At 72.8% G+C, this 18808-nt stretch carries 13 protein-coding genes and 2 tRNA genes; 7 read left to right on the top strand and 8 right to left on the bottom strand.

The genetic code is table 11. From position 1 onward, the window contains the following. Positions 1-97 precede the first annotated feature (97 nt). From A6F73_RS21405 to snpA (A6F73_RS21390), 4 genes are all read right to left on the bottom strand, one after another. A complete protein-coding gene (locus tag A6F73_RS21405; protein WP_063349278.1) occupies positions 98-2173 on the bottom strand; it encodes a phospholipase C, phosphocholine-specific in 2076 nt (691 codons plus the stop codon). Between the two features lie 207 nt (positions 2174-2380). Then, positions 2381-3040, bottom strand: coding sequence for a pentapeptide repeat-containing protein (locus tag A6F73_RS21400; protein ID WP_063349277.1), 660 nt, complete (start codon positions 3038-3040; stop codon positions 2381-2383). A 182-nt stretch (positions 3041-3222) separates the two neighbouring features. After that, a complete protein-coding gene (gene snpA / locus A6F73_RS21395) occupies positions 3223-3846 on the bottom strand; it encodes a snapalysin (RefSeq protein ID WP_063349276.1) in 624 nt (207 codons plus the stop codon). Positions 3847-4186: 340 nt separating this feature from the next. Then, positions 4187-4828, bottom strand: a complete 642-nt coding sequence (gene snpA / locus A6F73_RS21390; RefSeq protein WP_063349275.1) for a snapalysin — start codon at positions 4826-4828, stop codon at positions 4187-4189. Between the two features lie 260 nt (positions 4829-5088). Here snpA (A6F73_RS21390) and A6F73_RS21385 point away from each other — a divergent pair, with 260 nt between their 5' ends. Beyond that, positions 5089-6063, top strand: a complete 975-nt coding sequence (locus tag A6F73_RS21385) for a LysR family transcriptional regulator (protein ID WP_244293453.1) — start codon at positions 5089-5091, stop codon at positions 6061-6063. Positions 6064-6161: 98 nt separating this feature from the next. Here the strand turns inward: A6F73_RS21385 and A6F73_RS21380 are convergent, their stop codons facing one another. Next, a complete protein-coding gene (locus A6F73_RS21380) occupies positions 6162-7352 on the bottom strand; it encodes a low temperature requirement protein A (protein WP_063349273.1) in 1191 nt (396 codons plus the stop codon). Between the two features lie 453 nt (positions 7353-7805). Next, entirely contained in the window at positions 7806-9509 is a 1704-nt protein-coding gene (locus A6F73_RS21375) for an ABC transporter family substrate-binding protein (protein ID WP_063349272.1), read from the bottom strand. A gap of 346 nt (positions 9510-9855) precedes the next feature. On the opposite strand from A6F73_RS21375, the gene A6F73_RS21370 reads away from it, so the two are divergent. The 4 genes from A6F73_RS21370 (at position 9856) to A6F73_RS21355 (ending at position 14069) form a co-directional block, all read left to right on the top strand. Then, a complete protein-coding gene (locus tag A6F73_RS21370) occupies positions 9856-10836 on the top strand; it encodes an ABC transporter permease (RefSeq protein WP_063349271.1) in 981 nt (326 codons plus the stop codon). 16 nt (positions 10837-10852) lie between these two features. Continuing rightward, positions 10853-11782: an ABC transporter permease gene (locus tag A6F73_RS21365; RefSeq protein WP_063349270.1), complete on the top strand. Its 930-nt coding sequence runs from the start codon at positions 10853-10855 to the stop codon at positions 11780-11782. Further along, on the top strand, positions 11779-13869 hold the full coding sequence (locus A6F73_RS21360) for an ABC transporter ATP-binding protein (RefSeq protein WP_063349269.1): 2091 nt from the start codon (positions 11779-11781) through the stop codon (positions 13867-13869). The genes A6F73_RS21365 and A6F73_RS21360 overlap by 4 nt, the downstream gene beginning before the upstream one ends. 126 nt (positions 13870-13995) lie before the next feature. Beyond that, a tRNA-Lys gene (locus A6F73_RS21355) sits at positions 13996-14069 on the top strand. Between the two features lie 137 nt (positions 14070-14206). Here A6F73_RS21355 and A6F73_RS21350 read toward each other — a convergent pair. Continuing rightward, positions 14207-15088: an alpha/beta hydrolase gene (locus A6F73_RS21350; protein WP_063349268.1), complete on the bottom strand. Its 882-nt coding sequence runs from the start codon at positions 15086-15088 to the stop codon at positions 14207-14209. After that, complete coding sequence (locus A6F73_RS21345) at positions 15085-15825, bottom strand: DUF998 domain-containing protein (RefSeq protein ID WP_079136315.1); 741 nt, start codon at positions 15823-15825, stop codon at positions 15085-15087. Before A6F73_RS21345 ends, A6F73_RS21350 begins: the two co-directional genes overlap by 4 nt. Positions 15826-16027: 202 nt before the next feature. Between A6F73_RS21345 and A6F73_RS21340 the strand changes: the two genes are divergently transcribed. Further along, positions 16028-16101, top strand: a tRNA-Lys gene (locus tag A6F73_RS21340). Between the two features lie 223 nt (positions 16102-16324). Beyond that, on the top strand, positions 16325-18766 hold the full coding sequence (locus A6F73_RS21335) for a transglycosylase domain-containing protein (protein ID WP_063349267.1): 2442 nt from the start codon (positions 16325-16327) through the stop codon (positions 18764-18766). Positions 18767-18808: the final 42 nt, after the last annotated feature.

Raw genomic sequence — 18808 nt, 5'->3', positions numbered from 1 at the left:
AATACTATTCCGCGCCGATTCCGCGCCGAGTTGACGACCAATCAGATGCGGGTGGAGGCCCCGCCACCCGAGGGAGCGGGCAGCGGGGCCTGGGGCGTCAGCCGGTGATGCTGGGGGTGCCCGTTTCCAGGTGGCCGGTGAAGCGCTGGGACCAGGTGCTGTCGGCGTCGACCGTCACCGTGAAGTCGTACCAGCCGTTGTTGTAGGCCGCGGCGTTGAAGAAATCGGTGACGTTGCCGCCGGCGGGGACCTGGTACGTCCAGGGGCCGTCCGTGCGGTAGTTGTTCGACGCGATCGTGAAGGTCATGGGCGTCGCACCGGAGTTGGCGAGCTTGAAGTAGACGGCGAGCTTGCCGGTGCCCGGCTCGACCGCGTACGACGCCGTGACGGCCGCGTTCTTGCCGGCCTTGGTGGCGTCGCCCTTGAAGCGGCGCAGGAAGCGGTTGGGGCCGACGACCGTCAGGTCGTAGGGGCCGCCGCCGAAGTTGGTGCCGCAGTTGAAGAAGTCGCTGGTGGTGCCGCCCGGGTCGACGGTGTACTGCCAGGGGCCGCCGCTGCGGTAGGCGTTGGCGTAGGCGGCGAAGTGGGCGGACTTCGCCGCTGCCGTGCCCCCGTTGTCCATCGCGATCCAGACCTTCATGACCCCGCCGGAGCCGAACTCCAGGTGGTCCAGGTTGGCGTTCGGCTGGTACGGCAGGGCGCGGGCCGGCCGGGTGCCGGTCTCCTGGATCGGGAGCTGGTTGTTGACCGGGGCCGGGTTGGGCAGCGGGCCGCACGCCGACAGGCCGATGGTCTGCGAGGTGTCGGGCAGCCCGGGCAGGCCGTAGACCGGGTTGGCGAAGTCGAACGCGCTGGTCAGGTCGCCGCAGACGCGTCGGCGCCAGTCGCTGATGTTCCGGCATTGCGCGGGCGTGCCGAGGGCGGCGGTCCAGGTCTCCAGGAAGCGCAGCACGGAGGTGTGGTCGAAGGTCTCGGAGTTGACCCAGCCGCCGCGGGTCCAGGGCGAGACGGCGATCATCGGGACGCGGAAGCCGAGGCCGATGTTGGTGCCGTTGTAGAACTCGCCCGGGGTGCCGGCCGGGGCGGCCGGCGGCGGGACGTGGTCGAAGAAGCCGTCGTTCTCGTCGTAGTTGATGAACAGGACGGACGAGTTGAAGACGTTCGGGTCGGCGTTCAGCGCGTCGATCACCAGGTGGACGAAGTGCGCGCCGTCGGCGGGGGTGGCGTACGGGTGTTCGGAGGAGGCCTGGTCGGGGACGATCCAGGAGACCTGCGGGAGGGTGCCGTTCAGCACGTCGGCCTTGATCGCGGCGGCGATGTCGTCCGGGGTCCTGCCGGTGGCCTTGGGCACCGAGCCCATGCCCTTGACGGCCAGCGGGCTGCCGGCCGGGGCGCCGGAGAACTGGGTGAAGTACGCGAGGGCGTTGTCGCCGTAGTTGTCGGCGGCGTTCTGGTAGACCTTCCAGCTGACGCCGGCGCTCTCCAGTGCCTCCGCGTAGGTCTGCCAGCGCAGGCCCTTCTCGTCGCCGCCGTCGTACGCGGGGCCGCCGGCGCTGCCGGCCGGGTCGATCTGGCCGGACCAGTGGTAGGTGCGGTTGGGGCCGGTCGCGCTGAGCACGGAGCAGTGGTAGGCGTCGCAGATGGTCCAGTTCTCGGCCAGCGCGTAGTGGAACGGGATGTCCTGGCGGGTGAGGAAGCCGAGGGTGCGGACGTTGCCCTTGGCGGCGACCCAGGAGTCCATCTTGCCGCTGTTCCAGGCCTTGTGCTGATCGCTCCAGCCGTGGCTGAGGTCCCCATTGCATTGGGCGAGGCGCTCGGGGTCGGCGCCGCCGGCCGGTTTGGTCTGGCTGAACTGCCACGGGTACTGGCGGCCGAGCAGGCCGTTGGGCTGGTTGAAGACGCTGTAGCCGCCGGCTATCTGGATGGCGCTGCGGTCGGCGAAGCCGCGCACCCCGCGCAGGGTGCCGAAGTAGTGGTCGAAGCTGCGATTCTCCTGCATCAGGATCACCACGTGCTGCACGTCGTTGATGGTGCCGGTCTGCTGGAGCGTGGCGGTGGAGGCCACCGCGGGTGCGCCGGGGGCGGCCCCTGCGGCGCTGGTGCCGGCCACGGCGAGTCCCGCCGCGGCGGCACCGGACAGCGTGACGAACTTCCTACGACTCAGCTCGGCCATCAGCCCGGCCCGTCCCTTCATTGGCGATCTGGCGATGTTGTGTACACAAGTCGGGGCTCATCGATCGCGCAGCATCTTCCACCCCGGCCGGAGGCGCCCACCAGATGCGCGCGGCAGGGTTGGCGGACTGTTCGTCCGGGTGTCACCGAGCGACGCCGGGCTGAACGGGCGGCGGAAACGGCGGGGAGGGACGGAGCGGGCGGCTGGTCAGCGGTCCTTGACCTCGATTCCCAGCGCCTGGGCGAACTGCGGTGCCAGCTCCAGCAGTTGGGTGGAGCTGATGACCGCGCCGCGCAGCCCCTGGTGGCCGTCCGCGAGGCCCAGCCGGGCGGCCCCGCGCAGGTCGGTCTTCTTCAGGGTGGCGCCGCGCAGCCGGACCTCCTCCAGCGTGGAGCCGGGGAAGGACACCTCGGTCAGCTTAGCCTCGCCGAAGTCCACGTCGCGCAGCAGGCAGTCCTCGAACACGACGTCCCGCAGCACGGCCGCCCGCAGGTTGACCGCCTCCAGCTTGCAGCCGCGGAACACCACCCGGCGCAGCGCCGAGCCGTATCCGGCGACCCCGGCCAGCACGCCGCCGACGAAGGCGCTGTCCTGCCACTCGGTGTCGCTCAGGTCGCAGGCCACCCAGCGGCCGGCCTGCACCCAGACCTCGTTGAACCGGGCCTGGCGCAGCTTGACCCCGCTGAGCGCGACCCCGGTGAAGGCGCATTCCAGGAACGCCGCCCCGGCCGCCGACTCGTCGGTGTGCTCGCCGCCGTCGAAGTGCGTGGTGTCGTACCGCTCGTCGCTGCGCAGCCGCCCGGTGTGGGGGCGGAGTAGGTCCGCGTACGGCAGGTCGGTGAGCTGGTCGGGGGCGGAACGCGGCATGGCGGTGGCACCTCACGGTCGGGGGCGAACGGGTCTCGCCCGCATGCTCGCACGCGGCACCGACAACGGTCGGGACGACGACCCGCCGGACGACCACCCGCCGAAGGGCGACGGCCTCCGGACGACGGCGCCCCGGCCCGGCCGCTGCGGGCTGCGGCCGGGCCGGGGCGCCTGGCGGACGATCAGCCGCGCGCCCAGAGGGAGTTGACGCGGCTGCGCTCGGTGCCGTTCGGGTACGGGTTGGTGCAGGAGGTGCCGGGGCCGCCGCCGGACATCAGCTCGCTGCACGGGCCGGAGTAGTGGTCCGGCAGGCCGAGCACGTGCCCGGTCTCGTGCGCGGTCACCCGGACCGAGTTGTACTGCCGGTTCTGCTGGTAGTCGAGGAAGACGTAGCCGCGCCCGTGGCCGTCGGTGCTGGCGTAGGAGCCGCGGCTGTCGTTGCCCTCGTAGTAGGCGAAGTCGCCGCCCGAGCCGGACCGCAGCTGGACGTTGCTGACCGAGCTGTTCCAGATCTGCGCGGCGTTGGCGATCTGGGTGCGGAAGCTCGGTGCCGAACTGGCGTCGTAGGTGACGACGACGGTCGCCAGGTTCGGGCTGGCGGCCTGCTTGGCCTTGGCGGAGGCCATCACGGCCTGGAAGAACGCCTGGTTGTTCGCGGCCTCGGCGGCCGAACCGGCGTACGTGGAGGCGGTGTAGCCCTGGACGGCCGGGCCGGGGGTGGCGGCGGACGCGGCGGTGGTGGGCAGCACGGCGAGACCGGCCGCGAGGGCCAGGCCGAGCGCGGCGGACAGCACGGATCGCTTCATGTGGGGGCTCCGATTCCGGTGGTGCCGTGGCCGGTTGGGGGCCGGCCCTGGGGGACACCTGGTCAGCGGGTGATGTCCCCAGAGCTTCGGGCAGCCCGGCGGGCGGGCGGATGATGTCAACCCGCGATAGCTTCGATCAATACCCCTTGCGGTAAAGCGATTTGAGATGTCTTTAACCGACCTTGACTCGCGCGTGCCCCTGGCATTCCGCTCCACCGGCGGTTAGGCTCCCGATCGGGGAAGCAACCGAGCGGCGGGCCACCCGATTCCGGCCGGGCGGCCCGCCGCACCCGAAGGGCGTCGGCAACTTCCCTGTTTCAGCGGCGAGTTCGCGACTCCCCTAGTTCACGGAATCGACGCCGTTCGACCAGAGGCTGTCGACCTGGCCGCGCTCGTTGCTGTCGGGGTAGGGGTTGGTGCAGGACGGGCCGGGGCCGCCGCCGGACATCAGCTCGCTGCACGGGCCGGAGTAATTGTCGGGCAGGCCGAGCACGTGCCCGGTCTCGTGCGCGGTGACGCGCAGCGAGCTGTACTGCTGGTTCTGCTGGTAGTCGAGGAAGACGTAGCCGTGGCCGTGGCCGTCGGTGCTGGCGTAGGAGCCGCGGCTGTCGTTGCCCTCGTAGTACGAGAAGTCGCCGGTGCCGCTGCTCGCCTGGAGCTGGACGTTGCTGACCGAGCTGTTCCAGATCTGCGCGGCCTGGGATATCTGGCTGGTGAAGGAGGGCGCGCTGGCGGTGTCGTAGGTGACGGTGACGGTCTGCAGCCACGGGTTGGCGGCCTGCTTGGCCTTGGCGGAGGCCATCACGGCGTGGAAGAACGCCTGGTTGTTCGCGGCCTCGGCGGCCGAACCGGCGTACGTGGAGGCGGTGTAGCCCTGGACGGCCGGGCCGGGGGTGGCGGCGGACGCGGCAGTGGTGGGCAGCACGGCGAGACCGGCCGCGAGGGCCAGGCCGAGCGCGGCGGACAGCACGGATCGCTTCATGTGGGGGCTCCGGATTCGCGGTACGCCGAACCGCCGGGGCCGGTGGGGGCCGGACACGGCTGCGGCGACGGTGGGGGCGCCCCGGTGGGGCCGGGGCGGTTTCGCTGCCCCTGAGCTTCGACCCGCCCGGGCCCGCGGCGGATGATGTCAACCGGCGATAGCACGGCCGCATACCGGCGGGGCCCGCCACGTGCCCTCCTGCCGCGCTTTGTTCTGTCATGTCCTTGGCGATGTGGCCGGGTGGCGTCTATGCTCCGGGCGTGGAGCTCGACGTGAGACACCTCCGGGTGGTGTGCGCGATCGCCGACACCGGCAGCCTCCGCAAGGCCGCGCTCCAGCTCGGCATGACCCAGCCCTCCCTCACCACCCAGCTGCACCGCATCGAACGGGCCATCGGCGGCACCCTGTTCACCCGCGAGCAGACCGGCAGCCGGCCCACCGCGCTCGGCCACTCGGTGCTGTCCCGGGCCCGGCCGGTGATCACCGAGATGGCCGCGCTGGTGGCCGCCGCCCGCCAGGAGGCCCGCGACGCGGCCGGCCCCGGGCGGCAGCGCCGGCTGCGGATCGGCAGCGTCGGCAGCCGGGCGGTCGCGGCCTGGCTGCGCCGGGTGCACGAACGGCTGCCGGACACCGACACCACCATCCACGTCGACGTCTCGGCCAGCGCCCTGCTGCGGATGGTCGCCGCCGACCAGCTGGACGTGGCCTTCGTCTACGAGAGCGAGGGCTTCCCGCTACGGGTGCCGCCGGACGCCGAGCACCGGGTGCTGATGGCCCGTGAGCCGCAGTTCGTCGCGCTCGCCGCCGGACACCCGGCCGCCGCCCGCCCGGTCGTCCACCTGACCGACCTCGCCGAGGACACCTGGATGGTCGACCCGACCGCCGACCACGAGTACGCGGCGATGCGCCGGGTGTTCAGCGAGGCCGGGCTCAACCCCCGGGTGGTCCAGGTGCGGGACAACGCCACCGCCGCCGAACTGGTCGCCTCCGGCGAGGCCGTCCGCCCCTGCCAGCCGACCTCCGCCCCCGGGCCCGGCACGGTGGTGCGCCCCGTGCACGGGGACCCGCTGGCCGTCCGGCTGCTGCTCACCTGGCGCCCGCGCGCGCTCAGCCAGCCCGCGCTGGACGCGCTGTACGGCGAACTGCGCGCCGCCTACCTGGACCTGGCCAAGGTCAACCCGGCCTACCTGGCCTGGCTGGCCCGGCACGAGCCGATCCTGCTGGACTGCGCCTGAGCATCACCTGGCCGCCCGGCCGGCGGACGACGGCCGGGCCCAACGACGGCCGGGCTCCCCAGAACCACCGGGCACCCCAGACCCGCCCAGCGCCCCCGTCAGCCCTCCCGGCTGTGCAGCAGCACGCCCACCGCCACGGTCAGCGCGCAGACCAGGCCCGCCGCCAGCACGCCGGAACCGCCGAGCGCGGTGCAGGCCAGCACCAGCACCGCCCCGGTCGGGGCCAGCGCCTGCGCCGCGCCGGTCTTGGTGTGCCGGGAGTGCAGCAGCCAGACCGTGAGCAGGTAGAGCGCGGTGGGCACGGTGACCGTCGCGGTGGCGGCCGTCGCGGAGATCTCCGCCTGGTGCACGGCCGACTCCACGGCCACCTCCAGCCCGGTGCCGATCGCGGCGGCCGCGCCGAACACCAGGTAGTGGCCGTACCCCCAGGCGAAGGCCTGCCGGTTGGAGCGCAGGTGCTCGTGGACCGGCCGGACGAAGTAGATCCACCAGGCCGCGAAGCAGATCAGCAGGCCGCCGATCGCCACCGGGAGCAGCCGGCCCAGCTCCTCGTGCTCGTCCACCGCCGACTGCACCGCGACCGTCGCGGCCGCCACCGTCTCGCCGAGCACGATCAGGGTGAACAGCCCGTACCGCTCGGCGATGTGGTGCGGGTGCCAGGAGGTCTGCATCCGCAGTTCGGCGACCACCGGCACGGCCAGCTCGCACAGCACCCCGAGCGGGATGACCACCGGCCGGACGGCGTCCGGCAGCAGCACCACCACCACCCAGCCCACCTGGCAGAGCGCGATCCCGACCGCGTACCGCACGGCGACCAGGCGCGCCTCGCCCTGCTCGGCGGCCGCCGCGCGCAGCCACTGGGTGACCATCGCCAGGCGCATCACCACGTACCCGGCGATCGCCAGCGTCAGGTCCTGGGTGGCGAACAGCCGTGGCACCCCGGCCGCGAGGACCAGCACCCCGGCGATCTGCACCAGCGTGGTGACCCGGTACGGCACGTCGTCGCAGTCGTACGCGGAGGCGAACCAGGTGAAGTTCATCCAGGCCCACCAGATCGCAAAAAAAGCGATCGCGTAGCCGCGCAGGCCGTCGCCGTAGTGGCCGGCCGCCAGGGAGTGGGCGAGTTCGCGCCCGGCCTGGCCGACGGCGACCACGAAGCAGAGGTCGAAGAAGAGTTCCAGCGGGGTGGCGACCCGGTGCGGCTCGTCCCGGGCGCGCGGGACCATCCGGCGCACCGGGGGCGGGTCGACGGGGCGCGGGTGGGGGGCGGCGGCGGATTCGCTGGCCATCGGTGCTGCTCCGGGTTCGGGAGGGGCTGGCTGTCCCGCGCATCCTGGCAGCGGCCCGGGCCCCGCGCACGCACCGGCGCGACGGGCGCAGCGGTTCGCGATCCCGGGGTCGATTGCGCCGTTCGTCCCCTTTTTTCCTTGCCGTCAGCCGTAGTTGACGCCCCGGTGCGCGAACCGGGTGACAGCGCGGCGGGTTTCCGGGCGCGCCCCGCGCGCTGCGCCGCGGCCGGCCGGACGGCCCCGCTAGATTCGTCCCCGGTTGGAAGCGAGCGCGGGCCTTGCGGGGCCCCACGACACGGGCGGCCTGCGGGCAACGCGGAAGGTCAAGGCCGGTGGCAGGAGAACGGGGGCGGCAGAGCCGACCTTCCCGTGTCCGTACCACCGGCCTCGTGATCACCGCGCTGCTCGCCAGCGCCTGCCGCCCGTTCGCTCTCGCCGCGTCCGCGGCGGGGACTACTTCTCCCAGCCGACCTTGGCGTAGTCCTCCCCGGCCAGGCCGAAGGCACCGTAATTGGCGAGGCCCTTGCGCGTCGCCACCACGGTCGGCCGCTGGTAGAGCTCGACGGTGTGGCCGAGCTCCCAGATCTTCGCGTCGGCCTGGTTGTAGAGCTTCGCGGCCTCCACCGGGTCGACCGTCCCGGCCGCCTTCTTGAGCAGGTCGTCGACCTCCTGGCTGCCGATCCGCGAGGGGTTGTTGAAGGTGTTGTCCCCCACCGGCAGACGGAAGTTGCCCAGGCTCTTGGAGAGCGGGAACGAGTCGGTGTTGCGCCAGCTCGCGATCTCGAACTTGCCCGGGTTCACGTACTTGGTGAAGAAGTCGTTGGCGGGCACCTTGTCCAGGCTCACCTTGACCCCGGCCTGCAGCCACATCGCGGCGGCGGCGGTGGCCAGGTCGATCTGGGCCTGCGGGGTGGACTCGTTGACCGTCCAGTGCAGTTGCAGTGACTGGCCGTCCTTGGTGCGCGGCTGGCCGGCGCCCGCCTCCTTCCAACCGGCGTCGTCCAGCAGCTTCTTGGCGGCGGGGACGTCGAACTTCGCCCACTCGCCCGAGTTGTCCTGGTAGCCGGTCTGGTTGGGCATGAAGATGTGGTTGCCGAGCGGCTTGAACTCCACCGGCACGCCATTGTTGGCGATCTTGATCAGCGCGGACCGGTCGAGCGCCTTGCCGAGCGCCTGGCGGACCTTCTGGTCCGCCAGCGCGCCGCCGGAGCCGAAGGAGATGTGCACCTCGTCCCACGGGCTGGCGGCCCGGATCGCGGTGTCCTTGGCGTCCTTGAGCTGCCCGTACGCGGCGGCGGTGCCGGCCGTGGCGAGGTCGATCTCGTTGTTGAGGTACGACTGGGTGGTCGCGGACTGGGTCATCACCCGGAAGGTGATCTTGTCCGCCTTGGCCTTGGTGCCCCACCAGGCCGGGTCCGGGACGAGGGTGAGGGTCTGCGCGGTCTTGTCCGCCACACCGATCTTCAGCGCGCCCGCGGTGATCGGGATCTTCTCCACCCAGCCCTTGTTGAAGTCGTCCGGGGTGGCGATGCCGGCCGCCGGGATCAGCGGGCGGAACAGGTTCTGCCAGTCCGCGTACGGCTCGGAGAAGGTCACCTTCACCTCGCTCGGGTCGGCCCCCTGCTCGACGGCGGAGATCTGCTCGTAGCCGGACGGGTCGGCGATGTTGTACGCCGGGTCCTTGCCGTTGCTGGCCTGCCAGTCGGCCTTGAAGTCCAGGTAGCTGAGCGGCTTGCCGTCCGACCACTTGGCCTTGGGGTTGAGCTTGTAGGTGATCACCTCGGGCGAGGTCGAGGTGACCTTGGCGTCCAGCAGGTAGTCGGTGTCGGGCTGGAAGGTGCCGGAGGCGTCCGTGTTGAAGAGCGACGGCTCCAGGGCGCGCATGATCGAGACCGCGTCGCCGTAGGTGCCGTCCACCTGGAACGGGTTCCACTGGGTGATCCACTGGTACAGCGGGAACCGCACCTCGCCGCCGTCCTTGACCTGGTCCAGCGGCTTGGCGTTGATGTCCTGGGAGTCCTGCCGGGGCGGCTCGCTCTTCGCCACCTTGTCGGCCGAGCCGCCCCCGCCCGAGGTGCACGCGGTGACCGCCAGCGCGACGGCGACGGCGAGGGCCGTCGCCCGGCCGAGGCGGCGGGCCGTGGTGGAAGCGTCCATGGAGTCCCCCTGGTGAGGTCTTCGAAACGGGCGGTAACGGGCAGTTGTGCCGCGCGAGGTGTGGCGGGGCTTGAGCGTGGGCAGCCAAGTCGGCACCGGGCCAGCAGAACGTAACAGCCGATCAGTTCCGTCACCAGGGGGAGGACCGCACACCTGATCCAGAAGTCATCCGCGGCAATACCGCCGCAACACCCCGGCCTCGCACCGGTGCCAGACTCTGACCTGCGCTTTCCCCGTACCGCCCCGTCCCCCTGCCGTCCGAAGGCCTGAACGGGCCCCGACCGAAGGCCAACCACCCGATGCCCACCAGACGCGTCGGCCCCTCCCCCACCCCGGGCGGCCGTTGATGTTCCGTTACCTGGCGAAGCGCCTGAGCTACTACGCGGTGCTGCTGATCGCCGCCGTCTTCCTGGCGTACGCGATCTCCGCGACCGCCCTCCAGCCGCGCACCTACTTCGACGCCAAGGTCCCCCGCCCGGCCGCCGAGTCGGTCGAGCGCCAGCTCACCGCGCTCAACCTGAACGACCGCACCCCGGTCGTCGAACGCTTCGGCCACTGGGCCGACGGGCTGCTCCACGGCGACCTCGGCCGGACCATCCACGACACCCCGGTCACCGACGACTTCGGCCGCCGGGTCTGGGTCTCGCTGCGGCTGCTGCTGCTCGGCAGCCTGCTCGGCATCGTCCTCGGCATCGCCGCCGGGGCCTGGAGCGCCGTCCGCCAGTACCGGATCTCCGACCGGCTGCTCACCGTGCTCTCCTTCGTCCTGCTCTCCACCCCGGTCTTCCTGGTCGCGCTGTTCCTCAAGAACGGCGCCATCGCCGCCAAGGACGCGGCCGGCCACGACGTCATCCCGTTCACCGGCTACGAGACCCCCGGACTGACCGGCGGCCTCGGCGCCCACCTCGCCGACTGGGCGCTGCACCTGCTGCTGCCCACCATCTCGCTCGCACTCGGCGGCCTCGCCACCTACAGCCGCTACCAGCGCGGCACCATGCTCGACGTGCTCGGCTCCGACTACCTGCGCACCGCCGAGGCCAAGGGGCTCACCCGCCGCCGGGCGCTGGTCAAACACGGGCTGCGGACCGCGGTGATCCCGATGTCGACCATGTTCGCCTACAGCTTCCTGGGCATCTTCACCGGCGCGATCTTCACCGAGACGATCTTCGGCTGGCACGGCATGGGCGAGTGGCTGATCCAGTCGATCAACGAACAGGACGTCAACTCGGTCGTCGCCGTCAACCTGTTCACCGCCGTCGTCGTCCTCGCCTCCGGCTTCCTCGCCGACACCCTGCACGCCGCCCTCGACCCGCGCGTGCGGTCCTGACCGGAGGTGAACTGACGTGACCACCGTCGCCGTGGACCCGGCCGCCCCGGCCGCCGCCCCCCGCACCACCGGCCGGGCCCGGCTCGTCCTCGCCCGGCTGCTCGCCGCCCGCGGGGCCGTCGCCGGAGCCGTGATCGTCCTGCTGCTGTTCGCACTCGCCTTCGGCGGGCCGTACCTGACGCCCTGGGACTACGCCGCCCCCGACTTCGGCGCGCTGCACCAACCGCCGACCGCCGAGCACTGGTTCGGCACCAACGGGATCGGCCAGGACGTCTTCGCGCAGACCGTCCGCGGCCTGCAGAAGTCGCTGGTCATCGGCCTGCTGGTGGCGCTGTTCTCCACCGTGCTGGCCTCCCTGGTCGGCGCCTGCGCCGGCTACTTCGGCGGCTGGGCCGACCGCGCGCTGATGTTCGCGGTGGACCTGCTGCTGGTCTTCCCCAGCTTCCTGATCATCACCATCGTCTCGCCCCGGCTGAAGAGCGCCGGCTGGATCGCCTTCGTGCTGCTGCTCGCCCTGTTCAACTGGATGATCACCGCCCGGGTGGTCCGCTCAATGACCATCTCGCTGCGCGAGCGCGAATTCGTCCGCGCCGCACGGTTCATGGGGGTGCGGCCGCTGCGGATCATCACCCGCCACATCCTGCCGAACGTCGCCTCCTTCCTCATCATCGACGCCACCATCGCGGTCGGCGGCGCCGTGATGAGCGAGACCGCGCTCTCCTACTTCGGCTTCGGCGTCAAACCGCCGGACGTCTCGCTCGGCACCCTGCTCGCCGCCGGGACCAGCGAAGCCCCGGTGTTCCCCTGGCTGTTCTACTTCGCCGCCGGGCTGCTGGTGCTGTTCGTCCTCGCCGTCAACCTGATCGGCGACGGGCTGCGCGACGCCCTCGACCCCACCGCCGGGGGCGCGCCCCGCCGCCGCTCCGCCCGGAGGAAGAAGCCGTGACCACCACCGTCGACACCCCCCTGCTCGCCGTCAGCGACCTGCGGGTGGACTTCGCCGGGCCGCACGGCCCCGTCCCCGCCGTCCGTGGGGTGGACCTCACCCTGCGGCGCGGCGAGACCCTCGGCATCGTCGGCGAGTCCGGCTCCGGCAAGTCCGTCACCGCGCTGTCCGTGCTCGGACTGCTGCCCAAGACGGCCGGCGTCCAGGGCTCGGTGCGACTGGACGGGCGGGAACTGGTCGGGCTGCCCGGCAAGGAGCTCGCCGCGATCCGCGGCCGCCGGATCGCCATGGTCTTCCAGGACCCGCTGTCCGCCTTCACCCCGGTCTACCGGATCGGCGACCAGATCGCCGAGGCCGTCCGCATCCACCAGCGGGTCGACCGGGCCGCCGCCCGCCGCCGGGCCGCCGAACTCCTCGACCTGGTGGGCATCCCGGCCCCCGAACGGGCCCTGGACAGCTTCCCGCACGAGTTCTCCGGCGGCATGCGCCAGCGCGCGATGATCGCCATGGCGATCGCCAACGACCCCGACATCCTGCTCGCCGACGAGCCGACCACCGCGCTGGACGTCACCATCCAGGCCCAGGTGCTGGACGTGCTGCGCACCGCACAGCGGGAGACCGGCGCGGCCCTCGTCCTGGTCAGCCACGACCTCGGGGTGATCGCCGGGATGGCCGACCGGGTCGCGGTGATGTACGCGGGGAGGGTGGTCGAGACCGCCGGGGTGGACGAGCTGTTCGCGGCCCCGCGCCACCCGTACACACTCGGCCTGATCGGCGCGGTGCCCCGGCTGGACGGGCTCGGCGGCCCGCTCGTCCCGATCCCCGGCGCACCCGCCCCGATGGCCGACCTGCCGCCGGGCTGCCCGTTCGCCGCCCGCTGCCCGCTCGCGGAGGAGCGCTGCTCGGCGGCGGAGCCGGAACTGGCCGGGGGCGACGGGCACCTGGCGGCGTGCGTCCGGTCGGCGGAGCTGGCCGAGCGGCGGCCCGCGCCGGCCGACGTCTACCCGGTGCCGGCGCTTCCGGCCCCGTCGGCCGCTCCGGAGGGCCGGGGGGACCGGGGGGACCGGGGGGACCGGGGCTCGCGGACGCCGGTGCTGGCGGTGAGCGGCCTTGGCAAAACGTTTCCGCTTCTCAAGGGCACGGTGTTCAAGCGCCGGGTCGGCGAGGTCTACGCGGTGGACGGCGTCGACCTGGACCTCCGGGAGGGCGAAACCCTCGGCCTGGTCGGGGAGTCCGGCTCCGGCAAGTCCACCACGCTGTTCGAACTGCTGAACCTCACCGCCCCCGAGACCGGCCGGATCGAACTGCTCGGCCACGACACCGCCAAGCTCTCCCGCGCCGAGGCCCACCGGCTGCGCGCCCGACTGCAGATCGTCTTCCAGGACCCGATGGCCAGCCTCGACCCGCGGATGCCGATCGGCGACATCATCGCCGAACCGCTGCGCGCCCAGCACGCCGCCCGCGAGGAGATCGCCCGCCGGGTGCCCGAACTGCTGCACCAGGTCGGCCTCGACCCGGACCACGCCGCCCGCTACCCGCACCAGTTCTCCGGCGGGCAGCGCCAGCGCGTCTCCATCGCCCGGGCCCTGGCCGTCCGGCCGAAACTGCTGGTCCTGGACGAACCGGTCTCCGCCCTGGACGTCTCCATCCAGGCCGGGGTGCTCAACCTGCTGCAAGCGCTCAAGGCCGAACTCGGCCTCTCCTACCTGTTCGTCTCGCACGACCTCTCGGTGATCCGGCACCTCGCCGACCGGGTCAGCGTCATGTACCTCGGGCGGACGGTCGAACAGGGCGAGGTCTCCGCCGTCTTCGACCGCCCCCGGCACCCCTACACCCGCGCCCTGCTCTCCGCCGTCCCGCTGCCCGACCCCGCCGCCGAGCGCGCCCGCGACCGCATCCTGCTCGCCGGCGACCCGCCCTCCCCCACCGAGCGCCGCACCGGCTGCCCCTTCCGCACCCGCTGCCCGGTGTACGCCCGCCTCACCGACCCGGCCGCCCGCACGCGGTGCGAACAGGAACGGCCGGCGCTTCTCGGCGACACCCCGGCACAGGACCACCAGGCGGCCTGCCACTACCCGGAGTCGTAGCCGGCCGCCCGCGATCGCTGGGGGTGATCACTACGGGCGGTCACCATGGGCGATCACTACGGGTGACCACTCGAAAGCGATTCGGCGGATCGACCGGGCGCCGTGTAAAGTTCTCCGAGTCAGCAGGCGCCGCTAGCTCAGTTGGTTAGAGCAGCTGACTCTTAATCAGCGGGTCCGGGGTTCGAGTCCCTGGCGGCGCACATGGCAAGGTCTCAGGCCGCTCACTTCGGTGGGCGGCCTGAGGCGTTTCAGTGGGCCTTTCAGTAGGCGCCGCAGTAGGCGCCGCAGTAGGCGCCGCAGTAGGCGCCGCAGTAGGCGCCGCAGCGGGTGCCCGGCCTCAGCCGGTGTCCAGGACGGCGGAGGCCACCGCGTCCGGGCGGTCGAACATCACCAGGTGCCCGGCCGGGGCGGTGGTGCGGTAGTCGGCCCCGAGCAGCGCCGCGAGCTCCCGCTGGCCGGCCAGCCACTCCTCGGTACGGCGGCTGCGGCAGCCGTCGTCGGCGGCGAGCACGGTGACCGGCAGGCCCTCCGGCAGCGGCCGGGTGCGCCGCAGCCCGTCCACCTCGGCGGCCAGGTCGAGGTAGCGCGCGTTCTCCCGCAGCAGGGCGCGCAGGGCCCGGCCGGTGCGGTAGCAGTGCCGCACCAGCGGCGCCGGGGCGAGGTCCTCGCGGCAGACCGTGGACAGCCGGGCCGTCAGCCGGCGGGCGGCCGGGCCGAGCAGGTACGGCACGGCGACGGCGGTGGCGGCGCCCGCGAGCGCCCGGGCCGCCAGGTCGCGCGCTCCGGGGGCCGGGTACGGCCGGGCCGCCGGTTCGACGCTGCTGTCCACCAGGACCAGCCCGGCGGCCCGGTCGGGATGCAGCCGGGCGAAGGCCTCGACGTGGAAGCCGGCCAGCGAGTGGCCGACGACGATGCAGGGCCCGCGCAGCCCGAGGCCGTCCAGCACCGCGCGGATCCGCTCGGCCTCGCCGGCGGCCGTCGGGGCGGGCCGCCCGGTGGCGGGCTCGGGGGCGCTCAGCCCGTAGCCGGGCCGGTCGAAGCGGACCACGGTGCGGTAGGGCGTGAGGAAGGGGACGACCAGGTCCCAGTCGAACCAACTGCTGCCGAGGCCCCCGGTGAGCAGGCAGACCGGGCCGCTGCCCTCGGTGCGGACGTGCAGCGGGACGCCGTCGACGCGCAGAAAGCGCGCCCGGGTGCGGGGGTCGTCGGGTGCGGTCATGCCGGCTCCCGGCCCGGGGGCCGTTCGGCCGACCGGGGCCCCCGGTGCGCCGGCGGAGAAGCGTCGGACCAGGTGGATTCGTCGCCCGGCGCCCCCGCGGGGAGGGCCAGGCTCACTGCCAGGACGGCCAGCCAGAGCGCCACCAGCAGCACCTGGAGCCGCTGGCCGGCCCCGAGCGCCCAGGTGCCGCGCCCGGCCTCGAAGGCGGCGATCGCGGCCAGGCTCCAGCCGGTGGCCAGCAGTTCGGCGCCGAGCAGCCAGGGCCCGATCCGGCGCACCGGCGGCCACCAGCCGTAGCGGCGGGCGGCGACGGTGAGTGCGGCCAGCCCGGTGAGTGCACCGAGCATGGCGAGGCTGCTGGTGACGGCGTGCGCGGTGTGGGTCGCGGGGACGAGCCCGGCGGTCTCGCGGGCGGCGCACATCTCGTCGCTGGTGGGGGCGCAGCTGAGCGGCAGCCGGGAGTCGGCGGCGGTCGCCGCGCCGAACAGGGCGAGGGCGGACCAGCCGACCACCGCCCACCCGCGCCGGGCACCGCGCGGCCCGGCCTGCCCGCCGGCGAGGGCGGTGACGGCAGCGGCGAGCACACAGAGCCCGGCGACCAGGTCGGTGGCCCGGAACAGGCCGCCCAGCGGCTGGTCCTCGGCCGCGAGTTCGCTGATGTACGCCTGCACCGGGTCGAGTCCGGTGCTCAGCACGACCTCCAGCACCCACGCGGTGTACGCCGTGGCGCTGAGCATCAGCAGCGCGGCGACCGCCTTCCGCGCGTTCGGGTGTCCGGGCTTGGGGCTGGGCACCGTTCCACCCTAACCGGCGGCGAACTGCACCCCAACCGGGCGGAAACGGACAGCTCGGCGGCGGGCCGGCTCCCGCGCGGATGCGGGCGGTTCCGGGCGGTTCGAGGCACCCACCGGGACCGTGTATTGTTTTCCAGGTCAGCAGGCGCCGCTAGCTCAGTTGGTTAGAGCAGCTGACTCTTAATCAGCGGGTCCGGGGTTCGAGTCCCTGGCGGCGCACAGACATTTGGGGAGCCTCTCGCAGCAGCGAGGGGCTCCTCAATTTTTTGGCCTTCGACGTCCGTTTTGCGTGTGATGTCGGTCTCGATTGCCGTTCCGGTGGAGCCAATCGGCCCGCCCGGCTCGTCCAGGGCAGTAAACCGGAATCGGGACAAAGGTCCCTAACCACCGATGTCCCCGTCCGTGCAGGCTGACCCGGTCCGCCCGCAGGAAAGGCCGCGCCTTGTCCGAGAACGCCCAGAGCGGCCGTCGCACGCCGTCGACAGGCCTCCGACCGGTCAAACGCTTCCAACGCACCGCCCCCGCGACCGGCGGCAGGAAGCCCCGCCGTCCGAAGCGCACCGGCTGGCGCCGGCTGATCCCCACCTGGCGGATGAGCCTGCTCGGCCTCGCCGTGGCCCTGCTGCTCGGCGTCGGCCTGTTCGCGCTCGGGGTCACGCTGGTGAAGGTCCCCGACGCGCACGCCGCCGCGACCGCGCAGAGCAACACCTGGCTCTACGCCGACGGCTCCGTGATCACCCGCACCGGCCAGACCAACCGGCAGAACGTCAGCCTGGACAAGGTCTCCCCCGCCGCCCAGCACGCCGCACTGGCCGCCGAGGACCGCAACTTCTACCACGAGGGCGCCGTCAACGTGCAGGGCCTGCTCCGGGCCGCGGTCAACACCGCCAAGGGCGCGGGCACCCAGGGCGGCTCCACGATCACCCAGCAGTACGTGAAGAACACGTACCTGAACCAGAAGCAGTCGGTCACCCGCAAGGTGAAGGAACTGTTCATAGCCATCAAGGTGGACGCCACCGAGAGCAAGGACGACGTCCTCTCCGGCTACCTGAACACCTCCTACTACGGCCGCGGCGCCTACGGCATCCAGGCCGCCGCCCACGCGTACTTCGGCGTCGACGCCTCCACACTCGACCCCGCCCAGGGCGCCTACCTGGCCACCCTGCTGAACGCCCCGAGCGCCTACGACGTGGCCACCGCGACCCCGGCCGGCAAGCAGAACGCCGTCAACCGCTGGAACTACGTGCTGGACGGCATGGTCAAGGAGGGCTGGCTCTCCGCCGAGGAGCGGTCCGCCATCACGTTCCCGGACGTCAAGGACCCGCAGCCCAACCCGGGCCTGTCCGGCCAGACCGGCTACCTGGTGAACGAGGCCACCCAGTACCTCACCTCGAACCAGGTCATCAGCGAGACCGAGCTGGCCAAGGGCGGCTACACGATCAAGCTGAGCATCGACCCGGCCCGCCAGCAGGCCCTCCAGGACTCCGTCCAGGCGCAGCTGCGCGACACCCTGAACCCGGACAAGCGGAAGAAGGACGCGGCCGCCCAGGCCGGCGCCGTCTCCGTGGACCCGAAGACCGGCGCGGTCGTCGCCCTCTACGGCGGCGTCGACTACGTCAAGCACTACGTCGACAACGCGACCCGGCGGGACTACCAGGCCGGCTCGACCTTCAAGGCGATCGCCCTGGCGGCCGCGTTCGAGAACAACGCCAAGACCCAGGACGGCCGGACCGTCACCCCGCGCACCGTCTACGACGGCACCAGCGGCCGCAAGGTCCGCGGCGGCAAGGGCACCCCGTACGCGCCGCCGAACGAGGGCGACAGGAGCTACGGCCAGATCTCCCTCCAGCAGGCCACCGACTGGTCGGTCAACTCGGCGTTCGCCCAGCTGGCCCAGGACACCGGGCTCCAGAAGGTCAAGGACACCGGCATCGCGCTGGGCCTGCCCGGCAGCACCCCGGGCCTCGACCCGGTGCCGTCCATCCCGCTCGGCGCGGCCACCCCGAGCGTGCTCGACATGGCCGGCGTGTACGCGGCGCTGGACAACGGCGGCAAGCAGATCACCCCGTGGCTGGTGCAGTCCGTGGACCGCGAGGGCGAGGCCCTCCCGCTGCCCGCGCACAAGACCACCCAGGCGATCAGCACGGACACCGCGAACCAGGTCACCTCGATGCTCCAGGGCGTGGTGAGCGACCCGGGCGGCACCGGCTGGCGAGCGAAGGCACTGGGCCGCCCGGTGGCAGGCAAGACCGGCACCACCGACGACCAGAAGTCGGTCTGGTTCGTCGGCTACACCCCCGAGCTGGTCACCTCGGTGGCCCTGTTCGGCCAGGACCCGGGCAACGGGGCCCAGGTCAGTCTGAGCGGCGTCGGCGGGATCGACGGCGCGGCGGGCGGCCAGTTCCCGGCGCAGATCTGGACCAGCTACATGAAGGCGGCGCTCAAGGGCGTGCCGGTCAGCGACTTCCAGACCCCGGCCGACGGCGGCGACTCCTCCGGCGCCACCGATCTGCCGACGGCCCCGTCCTCGCCGAGCGCCACCCCGTCGACCGGGGCCGGCTCGAACGGCGGCTCGACCGCCCCCGCGGCGCCGACCACCCCGCCGAGCGACGGCGCTGGGGCCGGCTCGGGCTCGGGCTCGGGCTCGGGTCCGACCACGCCGGCCGGCGGCTCGAACTCCGGCGGCGGCGGCGTGACCAGCCCGCCGACCGCGCCCCCGGCCACCCAGCAGCCGACCGCCCCGCCGACGACGCGGCCCACCGGGCGGCCCACCGGCCGGCCGACACCCTCCACCGGCCCGACCACGGCGCCGACCACGCAGCCGACCACCCAGCCCACGGGCGGGCCGGACACGCTCACCGGGGCGGGGGCGAACGCCGGGTAGCGGCGACGGGGGGGCTTGGGCGGCAGGGGGCCCGGACGGCGA

This window comes from Streptomyces sp. MJM8645, from assembly GCF_001625365.1.
Taxonomy (GTDB): domain Bacteria; phylum Actinomycetota; class Actinomycetes; order Streptomycetales; family Streptomycetaceae; genus Kitasatospora.
The sequence above is the reverse complement of the archived record's forward strand: the minus strand, read 5'-3'. Positions and strand labels throughout refer to the sequence as shown.